General features: G+C 73.0%; 17 protein-coding genes and 1 tRNA gene. 3 read left to right on the forward strand and 15 right to left on the reverse strand.

The features are described from left to right. Positions 1-133: 133 nt before the first annotated feature. From ACZ5NJ_RS13990 to ACZ5NJ_RS14050, 13 genes are all read right to left on the reverse strand, one after another. The gene (locus ACZ5NJ_RS13990) at positions 134-1,300 is read right to left on the reverse strand and encodes a lipid-transfer protein (protein ID WP_468765070.1); all 1,167 of its coding nucleotides are present in this window, start codon (positions 1,298-1,300) and stop codon (positions 134-136) included. Next, positions 1,297-1,686, reverse strand: a complete 390-nt coding sequence (locus ACZ5NJ_RS13995) for a MaoC family dehydratase (protein ID WP_468765071.1) — start codon at positions 1,684-1,686, stop codon at positions 1,297-1,299. The genes ACZ5NJ_RS13990 and ACZ5NJ_RS13995 overlap by 4 nt, the downstream gene beginning before the upstream one ends. Beyond that, the gene (locus ACZ5NJ_RS14000; RefSeq protein ID WP_468765072.1) at positions 1,683-2,717 is read right to left on the reverse strand and encodes an acyl-CoA dehydrogenase family protein; all 1,035 of its coding nucleotides are present in this window, start codon (positions 2,715-2,717) and stop codon (positions 1,683-1,685) included. Before ACZ5NJ_RS14000 ends, ACZ5NJ_RS13995 begins: the two co-directional genes overlap by 4 nt. Position 2,718: 1 nt before the next feature. Next, positions 2,719-3,657 carry a bifunctional MaoC family dehydratase N-terminal/OB-fold nucleic acid binding domain-containing protein gene (locus tag ACZ5NJ_RS14005; RefSeq protein WP_468765073.1) on the reverse strand — a complete coding sequence of 313 codons (939 nt, stop codon included), beginning with the start codon at positions 3,655-3,657 and terminating at the stop codon, positions 2,719-2,721. Next, positions 3,654-4,808: an acyl-CoA dehydrogenase family protein gene (locus ACZ5NJ_RS14010; protein ID WP_468765074.1), complete on the reverse strand. Its 1,155-nt coding sequence runs from the start codon at positions 4,806-4,808 to the stop codon at positions 3,654-3,656. Before ACZ5NJ_RS14010 ends, ACZ5NJ_RS14005 begins: the two co-directional genes overlap by 4 nt. 197 nt (positions 4,809-5,005) lie before the next feature. Further along, positions 5,006-5,317 carry a hypothetical protein gene (locus tag ACZ5NJ_RS14015; protein WP_468765075.1) on the reverse strand — a complete coding sequence of 104 codons (312 nt, stop codon included), beginning with the start codon at positions 5,315-5,317 and terminating at the stop codon, positions 5,006-5,008. Between the two features lie 226 nt (positions 5,318-5,543). Then, positions 5,544-5,891 carry a DUF6344 domain-containing protein gene (locus ACZ5NJ_RS14020; protein WP_468765076.1) on the reverse strand — a complete coding sequence of 116 codons (348 nt, stop codon included), beginning with the start codon at positions 5,889-5,891 and terminating at the stop codon, positions 5,544-5,546. A 213-nt stretch (positions 5,892-6,104) separates the two neighbouring features. After that, positions 6,105-6,192: transfer RNA gene (locus ACZ5NJ_RS14025), tRNA-Ser, on the reverse strand. A gap of 60 nt (positions 6,193-6,252) precedes the next feature. Further along, positions 6,253-7,191, reverse strand: coding sequence for a trypsin-like serine peptidase (locus ACZ5NJ_RS14030; RefSeq protein ID WP_468765077.1), 939 nt, complete (start codon positions 7,189-7,191; stop codon positions 6,253-6,255). A gap of 178 nt (positions 7,192-7,369) precedes the next feature. Next, entirely contained in the window at positions 7,370-8,416 is a 1,047-nt protein-coding gene (locus tag ACZ5NJ_RS14035) for a YeiH family protein (RefSeq protein ID WP_468765079.1), read from the reverse strand. Further along, positions 8,416-8,964: a cysteine dioxygenase family protein gene (locus tag ACZ5NJ_RS14040; protein ID WP_468765080.1), complete on the reverse strand. Its 549-nt coding sequence runs from the start codon at positions 8,962-8,964 to the stop codon at positions 8,416-8,418. Before ACZ5NJ_RS14040 ends, ACZ5NJ_RS14035 begins: the two co-directional genes overlap by 1 nt. Positions 8,965-9,066: 102 nt before the next feature. Continuing rightward, a complete protein-coding gene (locus tag ACZ5NJ_RS14045) occupies positions 9,067-9,972 on the reverse strand; it encodes a LysR family transcriptional regulator (protein ID WP_468765081.1) in 906 nt (301 codons plus the stop codon). Between the two features lie 105 nt (positions 9,973-10,077). Further along, positions 10,078-11,622, reverse strand: a complete 1,545-nt coding sequence (locus ACZ5NJ_RS14050) for a S1C family serine protease (RefSeq protein WP_468765082.1) — start codon at positions 11,620-11,622, stop codon at positions 10,078-10,080. Between the two features lie 266 nt (positions 11,623-11,888). Here ACZ5NJ_RS14050 and ACZ5NJ_RS14055 point away from each other — a divergent pair, with 266 nt between their 5' ends. The 3 genes from ACZ5NJ_RS14055 (at position 11,889) to ACZ5NJ_RS14065 (ending at position 14,508) form a co-directional block, all read left to right on the forward strand. Continuing rightward, on the forward strand, positions 11,889-12,689 hold the full coding sequence (locus ACZ5NJ_RS14055) for a glycerophosphodiester phosphodiesterase (protein ID WP_468765083.1): 801 nt from the start codon (positions 11,889-11,891) through the stop codon (positions 12,687-12,689). Between the two features lie 85 nt (positions 12,690-12,774). Further along, entirely contained in the window at positions 12,775-13,377 is a 603-nt protein-coding gene (locus tag ACZ5NJ_RS14060; RefSeq protein WP_468765084.1) for an ATP-binding protein, read from the forward strand. A gap of 156 nt (positions 13,378-13,533) precedes the next feature. After that, positions 13,534-14,508, forward strand: coding sequence for a DUF5926 family protein (locus ACZ5NJ_RS14065; protein ID WP_468765085.1), 975 nt, complete (start codon positions 13,534-13,536; stop codon positions 14,506-14,508). Between the two features lie 213 nt (positions 14,509-14,721). Here the strand turns inward: ACZ5NJ_RS14065 and ACZ5NJ_RS14070 are convergent, their stop codons facing one another. Together ACZ5NJ_RS14070 and ACZ5NJ_RS14075 are read right to left on the reverse strand one after the other, a co-directional pair. After that, positions 14,722-15,282 carry a hypothetical protein gene (locus ACZ5NJ_RS14070; RefSeq protein WP_468765086.1) on the reverse strand — a complete coding sequence of 187 codons (561 nt, stop codon included), beginning with the start codon at positions 15,280-15,282 and terminating at the stop codon, positions 14,722-14,724. Positions 15,283-15,419: 137 nt separating this feature from the next. Continuing rightward, positions 15,420-16,148, reverse strand: coding sequence for a bifunctional DNA primase/polymerase (locus ACZ5NJ_RS14075; RefSeq protein ID WP_468765087.1), 729 nt, complete (start codon positions 16,146-16,148; stop codon positions 15,420-15,422). Between the last annotated feature and the right edge of the window lie 94 nt (positions 16,149-16,242).

The raw sequence follows: 16,242 nt of genomic DNA on the forward strand, positions 1-16,242 counted from the left end.
GCTCCACGCTAGGAGCGGAGCGCGCTCCTGGGATCGCCCGCAGGTGCCGAAGCGGGGTCCCCCTCAGGTTGTACGGCCCGGCCGCGCCCCACCTCCTGTAGGTGGAGGAGGGGGCGCGCGACCAGTACCGGAGTCAGACGTCGGCCCCCAGGATCAGCCCGGAGGTCGGTACCCCCGTGCCGGCCGTGACGAGGACGCGCCCGGCACCGGGGACCTGGTTGACGGAGGTGCCGCGCAGCTGGCGGACGGCTTCGGCGATGCCGTTCATCCCGTGCAGGTAGGCCTCCCCGAGCTGGCCGCCGTGGGTGTTGAGGGGGAGCGCGCCGGCGGCCGTGAAGTCGGCGGCCTCACCCGGGCCGCAGAAGCCGAACTCCTCCAGCTGCATGAGGACGAAGGGCGTGAAGTGGTCGTAGAGGATGCCCACGTCGATGTCGGAGGGCCGCAGGCCGCTGGTCCGCCACAGCTGGCGGGCGACCACGTCCATCTCCGGGAGGCCGGTGAGGTCATCGCGGTAGAAGGAGGTCATCCCCTCCTGGCGCCGGCCCGCGCCCTGGGCGGCCGCGGTGATCACGGCGGGCTTCCGGCGCAGGTCGCGGGCCCGCTCGGCGGTGGTGACGACGAGGGCCTGGCCGCCGTCGGTCTCCTGGCAGCAGTCCAGCAGCCGCAGCGGTTCGACGATCCAGCGGGAGGCGGCGTGGTCGGCCAGGGTGATGGGCTTGCCGTAGAAGTACGCGGCGGGGTTGTTCGCGGCGTACTTGCGGCCGGTGACGGCGACGTGCCCGAAGGCCTCGGGGGTGAGGTGGTGGGTGTGCAGGTAGCGCTGGGCGGCCATGGCCACCCAGGAGGCGGGGGTGAGCAGCCCCCACGGGAGGGACCAGCCGAGGGCCGCCCCCTCCGCGGAGGGCTCGCGCTGCTGGACGCCGGAGCCGAAGCGGCGGCCGGAGCGCTCGTTGAAGGCGCGGTAGCAGACGACGACCTCGGCGACGCCGGTGGCGACGGCGAGGGCGGCCTGCTGGACGGTGGCGCAGGCCGCGCCGCCCCCGTAGTGGACGCGGGAGAAGAAGGAGAGCTCCCCGATGCCGGCGGCCTGGGCGACGGTGATCTCGGGGCTGGTGTCCATCGTGAAGGTGACCAGGCCGTCGACGTCGGCGGGGGTGAGTCCGGCGTCGTCGAGGGCGGCGTGCACGGCCTCGACGGCGAGTTTGAGCTCGCTGCGGCCGGAGTCCTTGGAGAACTCGGTCGCCCCGATGCCGGCGATGGCGGCGCGGCCGCCCAGGTCGTCGCGGAGGCGGACGCTCATGCGCGGGCCCCCAGGGTGACGGTCACGGTGCCCGTGACGTGGTGGCCGAGGCGGTTGGCGCCGACGACCCGGATCTCGGCGGTGTCCCCGTCGAGGGCGGTGACGGTGCCGGTGAGGGTCATGGTGTCGCCCGGGTAGTTGGGGGCGCCGAGACGGATGGCCACTTTGCGCAGGACGGCTTCCGGTCCGAGGTGGTCGGTGATGTACCGGCCGACGAGCCCGTTGGTGGTCAGGATGTTCATGAAGATGTCCGGGGAGCCCTTCTCGCGGGCGAGCCCCGCGTCGTGGTGGACGTCCTGGTAGTCGCGGGAGGCGAGGGCGCCCGCCACGATCAGGGTGCGGGTCACCGGGATCTCCAGCGGTGGCAGCGCGTCGCCGACGTTCATGCGTCCTCCCCTTCCGATATGAGCCCGCCCAGCTCCGACAGCAGCTCGCTGCCGCAGCCCAGGTAGGCGTCCAGCTGGCGCCCCCACAGGAAGTGGCGGTGGACGGGGTGGTCCAGGTCGGCGCCCATGCCGCCGTGCAGGTGCTGGCCCGCGTGGACGACCCGCTTGCCCGCCTCGGAGGCCCACCAGGCCGCCGTGAGCGCGTGCTCGCGGGCCGGGAGGCCCTCGTCGATGCGCCAGGCCGCCTCGTACGCGGTGACCCGGATGGCCTCGGTGTCCATGTGGGCGTCGGCCGCGCGGAGCATGACCCCCTGGTTGGTGGAGAGGGGACGGCCGAACTGCTCGCGGGTGGAGGTGTACTCGGCGGCGCGGGCGAGGGAGCCGGCGCAGACGCCGGCCTGGAGCCCGGCGAAGGCGGTCCGGGCGGCGGCCAGCACGGCGTCGTGGGCGTCCGGGCCGCCGAGCCGTTCCGCCGGGGCGCCGGTCAGGGTGAGGCTCCCCGCCGACCAGGGGGCGGTCGTCTCCACCGGCCGCGTGCCGACGCCGGGTGCGTCCGTCCGTACGAGCCACAGCGTCCGGTCCCGGTCCGGGACCAGCACGTGCGTGGCGTCGCGCAGCCAGGGGACGACGGCGGCGATGCCGGTGAGGCGTCCGTCGGAGTCGGCGGTGACCGTCCGGCGGGCGGGGAAGGCGCCGGTGGCGACGGCCTCGCCGGAGCCGAGGGCCGGCAGCAGGCGGGCGCGCTGCTCGGGGCTGCCGTGCGCGGCCACGGGGAGGATCCCGTAGGCGCAGGTGGCGGCGTACGGGACCTGGGCGGTGGTGCGGCCCTGCTCCTCCAGGAGGAGGACCAGGCCGAGGAGGCCGACCTCCTCGACGGCGGCGGTCAGGCCGGCGGCGGTGAGCGCCTTCCACAGTTCGGCGTCGCTGCAGGTGCCGGCCGCGGCGAGGCGCTCGTGGGTGGCGAGGTCATGGAAGATCCGGGCGGCCAGGGAGGCCGCGGCAGCCTGTTCCTCGGTGGGGTGGAAGTCCATGTCAGCCCGCCTCTCCGCGGAAGACGGGCAGTTCGAGGGTGTCGTCGACGCGGAGGAACTCCAGCCGGACGGGGAGGCCGATGCGCACCTTGTCGTAGGGGACCCCGGTGATGTTGCTGATCATCCGCACGCCTTCGGCCAGCTCGACGAGGGCCACCGCGTACGGGGGGTCGAAGGCCGGGAAGGGCGGGTGGTGCATGACGACGTACGAGAAGACGGTGCCGGCGCCGCTCGCCTCGACGGTGTCCCAGTCGGGCGAGGAGCAGGCGTTGCAGCCGGGCAGCCAGGGGAAGCGCAGGGTCGCGCAGGCGGTGCAGCGCTGGATCAGCAGCCTGTGGTCACGGACGCCGTCCCAGAAGCCCCGGTTGTCGCGGTTGACCACGGGCCGCGGGCGCTGTGCCTTCGGGGCGGCGCCGGCCTGGGCGGGGGGCGGTGCGGCCGCCGGCGCGTACTTGAGGATGCGGAAGCGGTGGGTGCCGGCGAGTTCGCCGTCGGCGTGGACGTCCATCCGGGTGGTCACGAAGTGGCCGGCGCCGAGTTTCGTCGTCTTGCGCGGAGACACCGACTCGATCACCGCGTCGAAGGTGACGGTGTCCCCGGGGCGCAGGGGGCGGAGGTACTCCTGCTCGCAGTCGGTGGCGACCACCGAGGTGCAGCCCGCGCCGTCGAGGAGCGCGAACAGCTCGTCGTAGGCGGTGGAGCGGCCGGTGTGGCCGGAGAGCCCGCCCATCGTCCAGGCCTGGAGCATGGTGGGCGGGGCGATGGCACCGGGACCGGTGTAGGCGGGGTTGGCGTCGCCCATGGCCTCGCACCAGTGGCGGATCATCGGCTCGTTCACCGGGTCCTTGCCCCGCCCGCCGGTGGCGGCGGGCCGTCCCTCGAAGGCCCTGAGCCGCCGGAGCAGTTCCGCATCCGCCGCGGCCGTCTCGTCGGCGCTCATCGCTTCCTTCCCTTCATGCCGAGCCGCATCATGGCGACGATCTCGCGCTGGACCTCGCTGACCCCGCCGCCGAAGGTGTTGATCTGGGCGGCGCGGTTCATCCGCTCCAGCTCGCCGCCGAGGAAGGCCTCCGGCCCGCGGACGAGGGCCTCCTCGCCGACCACCTCCTGGCAGATCCGGTACACCTCGACGGCGGACTCGGTGCCGAGGAACTTCACTCCGCTGGCGTCGCCGGGGGCCAGGGTGCCGGCGCCGACGTCCTGGACGAGGCGCCAGTTGAGGAGGCGTACGGCGGCCAGCCGGGCGTGCGCCTCGGCGAGGCGGGCCCGGACCCAGGGCCGGTCCGCCGGGCGTTCTCCGGTGGCGGGGTCGGGGGTGAGGGCGTGGGCGCGGGCGGCCTCGTAGAAGTCCTCGGCCTGCATGCCGATGGCGGCGAGGGCGACGCGCTCGTGGTTGAGCTGGTTGGTGATCAGGCCCCAGCCGCCGTGTTCGGGGCCGACGAGGTGGCCGGCGGGCACGCGGACGCCGTCGTAGTACGTCGCCGTCGTGGTGAGGCCGCCGACGGTGTCGATGGGGGTCCAGGAGAAGCCGGGGCTGTCGGTGGGCACCAGGATGATGGAGATGCCCTGGTGCTTGGGGGCCTGCGGGTCGGTGCGGCAGGCGAGCCAGATCCAGTCGGCGTTCTGGGCGTTGGAGGTGAAGATCTTCTGTCCGTCGACCACCCAGTCGCCGTTCCCGTCGCGGACGGCGCGCGTGCGCAGGGCGGCCAGGTCGGTGCCGGCCTCGGGCTCGGAGTAGCCGATGGCGAAGACGGTCTCGCCCCGCAGGATGCGCGGCAGGAAGTAGTCCTTCTGCTCGGGGGTCCCGTACTTCATGAGGGTGGGGCCCACGGTGTTGAGCGTGACCATGGAGACGGGGGCACCGGCCCGGTAGGCCTCGTCGAAGAACACGAACTGCTCGTCGGGGCCGCGGCCCCGGCCGCCGTACTCGACGGGCCAGCCCAGGCCGAGCAGCCCGTCTGCGCCGATGCGGCGCAGCAGGGCGCGCTGGGCCGCCGGGTCCGCGGGGACGCCGTCCGGCAGCAGGTCCCGGAAGTACTCGCGCAGTTCGGCGCGTAGCCGTGACTGCCCTTCTGACGGAGCGAGGTGCACGGCGCTGGCCTCCCGGCATCGCAGCGGACGAGTGGAACTGACTGTCCGTCAGATTTACTGGCGATGTCAAGGTCGGGGGCACGGCGACGGCCATGGGCCCCGGCACGCCCGGCACGCGGGAGGGCGCCCGCACTACCGGACCCCAGCCGGTCCGCTCGTACGGGCGCCCTCAGTGGTCCGCGCGGTTCAGGAGGCTCCTACCGCCACGGGAAGAAGTTCACCGCCACGTGGGAGTTGGCCTGGTGGATCGCCGTGTAGGCCGATCCGTTCACCTGGGCGGTGTTGTTCTGGTTCGACGCACCGGCGCCGGTGGCCACCTGCTGCGAGGTGGAGGAGTTGCCGTGGTTGTCGCCGCCCACACCACTGCCGATGACGCTGGCGACGCTCGCATTCGATCCGTCGTTCGCGAACGAGCCGTTGTCGGCCGACGCGACCCCGCCGAACAGGGCGGCGGCGAGGGGGAGCGAGGCGACGGCGGCGATGACGCGGGCGGTACGGATGCTTGCCATTCTGAGTCCTCCAGAAAACCGAAGTCGGGTTCTTCCCGAGCACTCTCGTCACGCACGGAACCCGCGTCGCACGGATGGTGAATCGTTCCGCCAAACTCGCTCGACCCGGACATGCCGAAAAGGGCCGCACCGTCCGGGAACCCCACCGTCTCCCGGCCCTGCGGCCCTGCTCTACCAGGCTTCGCGCCCCCTGTGCGCCCCCGCAATCCGCTGGAGCGAGCCCCCGCTACGCGGCGAGCGCGACCGATTCCCGGCCGGGCGGGGTGAGTGCGAGCGCCGCCGCGGTCGCGGAGCGGCGTACGGAGGGGCACTTGCCGTGGGCCTCCGCCCGGATCCGCTGCTTGATCGTCGGGGGCAGCGAGCCGCCGCGCATCATCGCCCGCCACGTCCGCCGCGCAACCTGAACCGGCCGGCCCACGACCGGGGCCGAAGGAGTGGCCGCCGCGGCCGGTGCGACCGCAGCCGAAGCCGAAGCCGGAGCCGCCTTGCCCCTCAGGCCGACAGCGGCCAGGAGCGCCACGAGCGCGGCGAGGAAGGAGGTCCAGAGCGACGTGATGCTGCTGCGGTGGGCCATGACGAACGCCTCGATTCCCGATGTTCCGACGGGCGGATCTGCATACATTCGTCATGATGCGACCGCAACCGCACCCTTTCGACCACGCACGCCGATCTTCCGACAAACACCACCCGGAAGGCCCAAGGCCCTGCGCGGCGCACCGCGGGACACGCAGAAGGGGCGCCCCTCGATGAGGGGCGCCCCTGTCTCGTCGGCGCCTGCGCCGACCTGTGGCGGTGGGTGTGGGATTTGAACCCACGGTGACTCGCGCCACGACGGTTTTCAAGACCGTTCCCTTAGGCCGCTCGGGCAACCCACCTGGCCCGTACAGAGTACCGGGATGTGGGGGCGGGTGGGGTGGGAGTCGGCGTGGCGCGGGTCAGGACGTCTGGGCCTTGTCGTAGGCCGCTTTGGCCTCGTTGCCGAAGTAGGGGCCGAACATCGTGTTCGGCAGGAAGTTGTAGCCGAAGCTGTTCACCGAGACCTGCGTGCCCAGGCCCGTCGACTCGTCGAAGTCCTGGAACCAGGGGCCGCCGCTGGAGCCGCCGGTCATGTTGCAGCCCATGCTGTGGTCCTTGGTGAGCAGGAAGTCCTTGCCCGTGTTGGCCGCGCAGTAGACGAGCTTGGTGCCGTCGTAGGGTGCGGCCGCGGGGAAGCCGAAGGAGTACATCCTCTTGTTGTAGCCGCCGTTGAACTGGATGCCCTGGGCGCCGACGGTCTGGCTGAGGGTCCGGCCGTTCTGCGGGGCGACGACGGCGAGGCCGACGTCCATGTTCATGTCCTCGCTCGCGGCCCACTGGTCGGTGGCGAGGGTCTTGGTGGCCACCCACTGGCCGTACGGGGCCTTGCCGTTGTCGTAGCCCGGCACGAAGATCCAATCGGTGTGCCAGGCCCCCTGGTACTTCACGCAGTGCCCGGCCGTGATGACCGTGCTGCCGTTCTGGCTGGTGATGGAGTCGCCCGAGCAGGAGGCGGTGCGGCCCTGGAAGGTGAAGAACACCCGGCCCGAGGTCCTCACGACCGCTCCGCCGCTCGTCCAGGCCGCGCCGGCCTGCGGGAACGCCGTGGGTGAGGTCGGGGCCACCCGGGTGGGCCGGCCCGCCGTCACGGGCGCCGTGCGGGTCCCGCCGGGGGACGCCGTCACGTCGAGCGGGGTGGCCTGGCGCATCCGCTCGGCCGTCCAGAAGCCCGGGGTCTGGCGCGGCCGGAACGAGGAGGGCGACTCCGCGGCCGCCGAGGGGGAGGCCGCCGTCAGGGCGCCCGCGAGCAGGGCGCCCGCGGCGAGGAGGACGGACGCCGCCGTGCGATGACGATTCACGCAGGACTCCTTCTGCCGTGCCCGGACCGGACGGAGCCGGGCAGGGTGGGGTGAAGAGCTGTCGGTGCGGATCGGCTGTTCGGCTTGCCGGGGCAGGGTCGCACGCGGCCCCCGAGATGTCAGGGGGCGGTCCGGACGTTCGGTCGGTTCCGGCCAGGGATTGGCCGACTTCATGGCGTCATGTGGTCACCAGGACGCCCACGTAGGAGACGCCCGCCACCACCGCCCAGGCCCCGAGGCCCAGGAGCGCGGCCCGTCCGCCCGTACGGGCGAGGCTCGGCAGGTGAACGGCGCTGCCCAGCCCGAACAGGGCCGCGGCCAGCAGGATCTCCTGGACGGTGTGCGCCCCGTCCAGAGCCGCGTGGGGCAGCAGGCCCGTCGCGCGCAGCGCGGCCGCCGCCAGGAACCCGACGACGAACAGCGGGACCGGGGCCGGGCGCTTCCCCGAGGAGGTGCGTACGCCGCGCCGCCGCGCCCGCATCGAGAAGGCCACGGCCGCCACCAGCGGGGCCAGCAGGGCCACCCGCATCAGCTTGACCAGCACCGCCTCGCCGAGCGCGGCGGGGCCTGCGGTCTGGGCCGTCGCCACGACCTGGCCGACGTCGTGGACGCTCGCGCCCACCCAGCGCCCGAAGGCCGGGTCCGAGAGACCCAAGGGGCCCTGGAGCAGGGGGAGTACGGCGATGGCGAGGGTGCCGCAGAGGGTGACCAGTGCCACCGAAGCGGCCACGTCCTCCTCGTCGCTCCCCGACACCTCGCTCACCGCGCCGATCGCCGAGGCACCGCAGATGGAGTAGCCGGTTGCGATCAGCAGGGGCTGGTCACCGGGGAGTCCGAGGCGGCGGCCCAGCCAGACCGTGCCGAAGAAGGTCGCCGCGACCACCGCGCTCACCATGGCCACCGTCGACCAGCCGAGCCGCAGCACCTGGTCCAGGCCGAGCCCGAGGCCCAGCAGGACGATGCCGATCCGCATCAGCCGCCGTCCGGCGAGGGACAGGCCCGGGCGGGCCGGTCCGCGTACGACACCCCGTATGCCGGGGAGGTGGGCCACCGCGATGCCCAGCACCACCGAGGCGGTCAGCATCGGTACGGCGGGGACCAGCCGGTGCACGCACCAGGCCACCAGGACGCCGGCGGCGGCCAGGCCCAAACCCGGCCAGGGAGTGGGTGTTTCACGTGAAACAACGGGGACCGCCTCGCTCTGCGGGCGGTGGAGGAGCGCCATCAGTCGACGGGGAGCGTGTAGACGCGGCGGATGCTGCTGCCCAGCCGGGAGACGTCGGCCCCGTAGATGTGGACCGATATCGCCTTGCCGGTACAGGAGTTGCGCACCTTGTGGATGTCCCCGGGCGGGGCGAACCCGCAGACCTCGCCCTGCGCGTTGACCACGTCCTCGGTGGCCACCAGGCGGGCGGCGTCCGTACCGGGCGCGAGCCGGTAGCGGCGCTCGCTCTCCTCGCCCTGATGCACGCCGGCCACGCACCACGAGACGTGGTCGTGGATACAGGTCTCCTGGCCGGGCATCCAGACCAGGGCCACGACCGAGAAGCTGCCGTCGGCCTCGGCGTGCAGGATGTGCTGCCGGTAGTGCTCCGGGTCGCCCTCCTGCTGCTCCGCGGTCAGCAGATCGGACGCGCCCAGGTGCGGGGCGAGGCGCTCGCCGACGAGGTAGGCGGTCAGATCGGGGGCCAGCCCCCGGTCGACGACCGTGCGGATCTCACTGACGAGGGCGGCCATCCTCGTGGTCGTACGGGCCGGCGTGGTGGTGGTCATACAAGCAGCGTCGGGCGGACGATCCATCACGTCCAACGACAGTTCTGACGTGAAATCCCAACTTCCGCTTATGGATCCGGGGCGGTCGGGGCCCGGCGCGGATCAGCAGCCGACCCGGTTCGACGCGACCCGCTTGAGCTCGTCGAGGACCACGGCCGTCGCCGGGATCCGCAGGTGGTCGCGGTAGACGTACGCGGCGATGTGACGGCGCGCGGCCGGCTCCAGCACCCGGCCGCAGACCTTGGTCAGCGAGAGCGAGGGCAGGACGAGGGCGGGCATCATCGCCACGCCCAGCCCCTGGGCGACCAGGCTCTGGACCACCAGGTTGTCGTCGGTGGCGAACCGGATGTCGGGGACGAAGCCCAGCTCGGCGCACTCGTGCAGCAGGTTCGCCCGGCAGCGCGGACAGCCGGCGATCCACTGCTCCTCGGCGAGGTCGGCCAGGTGCACGGCCCGGCGGCGGGCGAGCGGATGGCCGGTCGGCAGCAGCACCGTCAGCTGGTCCTCCAGCAGCCTGACCTCGGCCACCTCCGCCGGGACCTCCTCGTGCAGCCCGGGATAGGTGAACGCCAGGGTGATGTCGCACTCGCCGCGCAGGAGCCTGCGCAGGGACTCCGGGGGCTCGCCTTCGAGCAGTTCGACTTGCACGCCGGGATGGTCCTTGGCGAGGCCGCTGAGGGCCTCCGGGACCAGGGTGACGTTGGCGCTGGGGAACCCGCAGACCCGGACGCGCCCGGTGCGCAGCCGCGTGTAGGCCTTCAGCTGGGCCTCCGCCGCCGAGAGGCTGCCGAGGATGGACTCGGCGTGCCGGGCCAGGGACTCGCCCGCCTCGGTGAGCTTCATCTTCCGGCCCACACGGGTGAACAGCGGTGTTCCGACGGCGCGTTCGAGCGCCTTCATCTGCTGGGTGATCGCGGGCTGGGTGTAGCCCAGCGCACGGGCGGCGGCCGAGTACGAGCCCGCAGCGACCACTTCGTGGAATGTCCGTATGTGCCGTGAATCGAACACCAGCGAAGCATAAGCAGATATTGGGAGGGGCCGTAGCCGGATTCCCGGCCACGGCCCCTCCCATCAAGCCACCGTCGAGCGGGGCCCGCGTCCTTGTCGCGGCGGCTACTTGTCGCCGACGCGCGAGCCGAGCGTGATGTCGACCGTCGCCGGCTTGCCGCCGCGCAGGTAGGTCAGCTTCACGGTGTCGCCCGGCTTGTACGTCCAGATCAGGCTGATCAGGGTCGGGCCGCTGTCGACCTGCTTGCCGCCGAACTCCGTGATCACGTCGCCGGGCTTGAGGCCCGCCTTGCCGGCGGGACCGTTCGGGTCGACCAGTTCGTTGGCCGGGGCGCCCTGCTCGGAGATCTTGGCGCCGTCCGTCTTCGCCTGGAGGTCGACGGATACGGAGATCACCGGATAGACCGGCTTGCCCGTGCTGATCAGCGAGGTGGCGACGTTCTTGGCCTGGTTGATCGGGATGGCGAAGCCCAGGCCGATCGAGCCGGCCTGTCCGCCGCCGAAGCCGCCGTTGCCGGCGGACTGGATCGCCGAGTTGATGCCGATGACGGCGCCCCGGTTGTCCAGCAGCGGACCGCCGGAGTTGCCCGGGTTGATGGAGGCGTCCGTCTGCAGCGCGCTCATGTACGAGTTCTTGCCGCCGGAGCCGTCGCCGGAGGCCACCGGACGGTTCTTCGCGCTGATGATGCCGGTGGTGACCGTGTTCGAGAGGCCGAAGGGGGCGCCGATCGCGATGGTCGGGTCGCCGACGGCCACCTTGTCGGAGTCGCCGAGCGCCAGCGGCTTGAGGTTGGCCGGCGGGTTCTTCAGCTTGATGACGGCCACGTCGTAGCCCTGGGCCCGGCCCACGACCTCGGCCTCGTACTTCTTGCCGTCCGAGAAGGTGGCGGAGAGCTTGCCGCCGTTGGCGGCGGAGGCCACCACGTGGTTGTTGGTGAGGATGTGGCCCTGCTCGTCGTAGACGAACCCGGTGCCGGTGCCGCCCTCGCCGTCCCCGGCCGAGGCCTCGATGGTGACGACGCTGGGCAGCGCGGCGGCGGCCAGGCCCGCGACGGAGCCGGCGTCCCGCTTGAGGTCCTTGGGGGTGTTGGCCGCGCTGATCGTGGTCGAGCCGGAGCCGCTGTGGTCGCGCTGGGCCGCCCAGTAGCCGACTCCGCCGCCCACGCCGCCCGCGAGCAGGGCCGCCACCAGGACGGCCGCGATCAGACCGCCCCGGCCCTTCGGCTTGGGCTGCGGGGCGCCGTCGGCGGTGAGCGGCACGCCCCAGGTGCCGCCGCCCTGGCCGGCACCCGCGCCGCCCGCTCCGTACGCGGGGACCGCCGGCGGCGGCGGGGGCCAGGCCTCGGCGCCGTACGCGGTCTCGGCGTGGGCCGCCGGCGGGGCCGCCGGGGCCTGCTCGTGGCCGTACGCCGGGGGTGCGGCGGGGGGTGCCGCCGGGGTGGGCGGGAGCTGCTGGGTGTGCTCGGTGCCGGGCACCGGGGCGGGGGCCTCGGCCGGAGCCGGGGGCGCGGCGGGGGGTGCGGCCGGGGCCGGCGCCTCGTGGGGCGCCGGGGCGGCCAGCTCGGGTGTGGAGGCGGCCACCGGCACGGGGGGTGCGGACGGGGCCGCGGGGGGCGTCGGGGCCGCGGTGCCCTCGTTCTCGGTGCTCACAGCGATGTCTCCTCGTCACACACGGCTTACTCGGCCCATACGGCTGCTGGAAATATCAGGCATATCGACCCGACACCCTCCGGGCATCGGTCCGACTGAACGTTCGACGCGCCGCAGAAGTTCCAGGGTGAAGCCTTCCCCATGACCCGTCAGAGCACTGTAAGCCGGACCTGTGCGTCTACCGGCTTCCTTTATATCCGACATATCGGACGCACCCCCAGGAGTCACCCCGACGCGCGGGGGTTCCGCGGTGGCACCATGACCGGGTGACCCACGCAACGCCGCGCCCCATCCAGGTCGTCGCCCACCGCGGCGCCTCGGAGGACGCCCCCGAGCACACCCTGGCCGCCTACCGGAAGGCGATCGAGGACGGCGCCGACGCCCTCGAATGCGACATCCGGCTGACCGCAGACGGTCATCTGGTGCTGGTCCACGACCGCCGCGTCAACCGCACCTCCAACGGCCGGGGCGCCGTCTCGGCCCTGGAGCTGGCCGACCTGACCGCCCTGGACTTCGGGTCCTGGAAGGACCGCGAGGAGTCCCCCGACTGGGACGCGGACCCGGAGCGCACCTCCGTGCTCACCCTGGAGCGGCTGCTGGAGCTGGTCGCCGACGCGGGCCGGCCGGTCCAGCTGGCGGTCGAGACGAAACACCCCACCCGCTGGGCCGGACAGGTGGAGGAGCGCCTGCTCTTCCTCCTCAAGCGCTTCGGACTGGACGCCCCGCCGGCCGCCGGCCCCCACCCCGTCCGGGTCATGAGCTTCTCCGCCCGCTCCCTGCACCGGGTGCGCGCGGCCGCTCCGACGGTCCCGACCGTCTACCTGATGCAGTTCGTCTCACCCAGGATGCGCGACGGCCGCCTGCCCGCGGGCGTGCGGATCGCCGGGCCGTCCATGCGCATCGTCCGCAGCCACCCCGGCTTCATCCGCAAGCTCCAGGCCGCGGGGCACTCCGTCCACGTATGGACCGTGAACGATCCGGATGATGTTCAGCTATGCGCGGATCTGGGTGTAGAAGCGATCATCACGAACAGACCTCGACAGGTTCTGTCACAACTCGGCCGCTGACGTCCCGTTTTGCACACCGGCCCCAAACATCCCGGCAGTGACAGGGCGTGCCCCGGCGCATCCGGTCCGCATTCATTCGTCATGGATGCGTCAGAGCGGTGCGTGCGGGCGGTTTCCGGTCCAGGCCAGTGGGGCATCCAGACCATGGCGTGGGGCTAAGGAGGTTCCGGGGGTGGCGTTGGTGATGGCACAGGAAGTGCCCACGTCGTCGTGCATGGACATTCGCCATGGTCCTGCGGGCGTGGGCGAGGCGAGGCACCGGATGCGCGAACAGCTGCGCATCAGCGGAGTGTCCGAATCGGTCGTGGACGATGCCGTACTGATCCTTTCCGAGCTCCTCAGCAACGCCTGCCGACACGGCCGGCCGCTGGGCGCCCGGGACGTCGGCGACGGCGAGATACGTGCCGCGTGGCGCGTCGACAAGGCGGGACGGCTCACCGTCGAGGTCACGGACGGAGGCGGCCCGACCCGCCCCGTCCCGGCCACCCCCTCGGTCACCGCGCACGGGGGCCGCGGGCTGAACATCATCAGCGCGCTGGCCCAGGACTGGGGCGTCCGCGACGGTGCGGCGGGCGAGATCACCGTATGGGTGGTCGTCGCCCGGGGGCCGCGGCACGACGACTTCGCTACGCGCGTCGCTCCCCCCGCGATCGACTTCGCCTCCGCCTTCGACGATCTCGACGTCTGACGGCCCCGACCGGCACCACCGGCCCGTCGCGGCGCGGCCGTCCGGGAGCGCACGCCGACCGTGCTCCCGGCCGCACCCCACCGGTTCCGGCGGTACGAACGGCTAGGCTCGCGCCCAGAGACACCGCCGTACCGCCGCAACCGGGAGACACCCACGATGGCCAAGAAGCGCCCCGCCGCGAAGACCGCGAAGCCGCAGCTCGACAACGGGGAGATCCCGGTGGTGGGCGCGCGCGAGCCCTGCCCCTGCGGTTCCGGGCGCCGGTACAAGGCCTGTCACGGAGCGGCCGCCGCGCACGCCGTCACCGAGCACGTGCGGCGCCCCTTCGAGGGACTGCCGGGCGAGTGCGACTGGGTGGCGCTGCGCGAGCTCGTCCCCGCCGCGACCGTGCCGCTGACCCTCAAGGGCGGCCTGCCCGAGGGCGTCCCGTCCGTCACGCTGGTGACCGTCCTGCCCATGGCGTGGCCGGCCCTGCGCCGCGAGGACGGTTCCGTCCTGCTCGGCCTGCAGAACGAGTCCAGCTCCGGGGACCTGGCCCGCGACATGGCCGACACCCTGGAACGCGCGATCGCCTCCGAGCCCGGCAACCCGGTTCCGGCCCGCCGCGTACCGGCCGAGGGTCCCCGACTTCAGGATCTCCTCGACCCGGACGGCGTTTTCGAGCCGGTTGTGCACACGGGCTTCGAATTCTGGATTCCGGACGCGGAGAGCGCCCAGAACGCCTCCCCCGAGATCGCCGCCTCCCTGGAGCGCGCCAACGCCGCCGCCATCCCCACCGTCAAGCTGACGGGCGTGGACGCGGCCTACTGGTGCGAGACCCCGGAGAAGAACCACCTGCGCTGGGTCATGCCCCACCCGGAGGAGAAGCTGCTCGACGCGCTCGCCCGGCTGCACGCGGCGGGCACCTCCTCCCTCGGCGAGGGCACCAAGCTCGTCGGCTCCTTCCGCGCCCACGGCCTGATGGTCCCCGTCTGGGACCTGCCCACCGGAGTCACCGCCGCGGACGTGGAGAAGCCCGCCGCCGAACTCGCGGAGCGCCTGGCCACGGCCCTGGCCACCGACGCGCCGCTGACCGCGGAGGAGCGCCGGGCGCGTGGCGGGCTCACCAACCGCCAGGTGACGCTGAGCTGACGGCCGCCCCGCGGACGGGTGTCCCGCGGGCGGCGGACGGCCGCGCGCGGGACCGGTGACCGGTGTCACAACTCCCGCTAATCGCCTGCAAATCGATGTCTGAATATCAGAGATCGAATTTGCGAACAGGCGATCTCTTGTTACCGTTCTTGTAGCCCGGTCGCTGGTGCATCCCCCGTCGCCAGCGACCGGGCCTCTGTCTTTCGGCGGTGCTCAACCGCCCGACGGTGCCGGTGAGTTGCTCCCGGACCGCAGCAACAGCCGTCCTTCATCGTCCGGAACTGCAAACTCCGCCACGGCCGAGTACGCGTCCGGCGCCCCCGCCGACTCCCCGCGGGGCGTCTCGCACAGCCCCGGCTCGTCCCCCGCCGCCACCGCACAGCGGATCTGCACCGTCCGCCCGGCCGGCCCCATCACCGTCAGCACGGCGTCCAGCGCGCGGCCGCTGGTGTTGCGGTAGTAGCTCCGGCCCCAGGTCCGGCCTTCGCTCGCCAGCACGCACGTCTGCGCCTCCAGGCCCTGCGGCGCGGAGAGTTCGGGACCGCAGCGGGAGTCGGTCCGGGGCTGCTCGGGCGGACCGGGCTGCGCCGGGGCGGTGGCGGGCCGCGCCCGGTCGGCCGTACGGGAGGAGGGGGAAAGGCCGAGCGAGGAGAGCAACCCCCCGCCTTTTCCGTCGGCCTGACCGGCGAAATCCGGCCCGGCGATCGCTCCGGCCAGGGGAAGCGACAAGATGATCAGCACACCGGCGCCGATACCGATCAGGCGGAGATTCATTCGCCGAAGATAGCGACGCGGGAAAGGGGCGCGGAGATCCCCGCGCCCAATTCCCTTGGAAACCCGCCCTGCTGGCACCCGTACGAGTGATGGTCCGGACGCAGCGGGCCGCGTACCCGGACCGGCTCCGGGGGCATTCAGTACGCGAGCCGGCTGCCCCCGCCGGGCGCGCTGCTGCTCGCCTCGACGAGCGCGTCCACGACCGCCTCCACCTCCGGCAGCCACAGCTCCGGCGCACCGGGGTGCCGCGGTTCGGGCTCCCGCTCCCAGCGCACCTGCCCGCCGCCCGACGCCGGTGAGGGCGGCAGCAGCAGGTAACCGCCCTCGCCGTGGAAGCGCAGCGAGGAGGGGACATGGTCCTTGGCGTACAGGAGTTCGCCGAGCCGCTCCAGCGAGTAGGGCGCGACGAGCAGGGCCCAGCGGGTCGGCGTGGCGACGATCGGACCGAGCCGCAGGCCCTGCGCGTCCAGCCGTACGACGGCACGCGCGGCGGCCTTCGCCGGCAGGCTCACCGCGCACGGCGCCGCCCCGCCGGTGGCCAGCAGCAGCGGTGCGGCCGGCCGCCTGCCCCACCACCAGGCCACCATCCGGGCGTCGGTGGTGGCGGCGAGGAGCCCGGGGTCGAAGGGATGGGCGCCCGGCACCACGCAGTCGGGGTCGGGGCAGGCACAGCGCCCGCCGTCGGCGCCGGCCCGGCCCACGCCCGGCAGTACGGGCCACTGCCGGACGGTGGCGCAGGTCAGCGCCGCGTCGAGGAGGGACGGAGCCGCGCCGGCCCCCGCCTCCGCCGCGGGACGGGAGGCGGCGCGCGGGAACTTCAAGCGATCGCGGAGCCGCTGGAGACGCCTTCCGAGGATCTCGCGCATCAGCGCTCGTTCCTTTCCGTTGAACGTCGAGGGCCACATCACACCATGTGAGCGGTGTTTCACCACACGTACACGTTTCGCGTCACTGGTCCGC

The organism is Streptomyces sp. NPDC032091 (assembly GCF_055580265.1).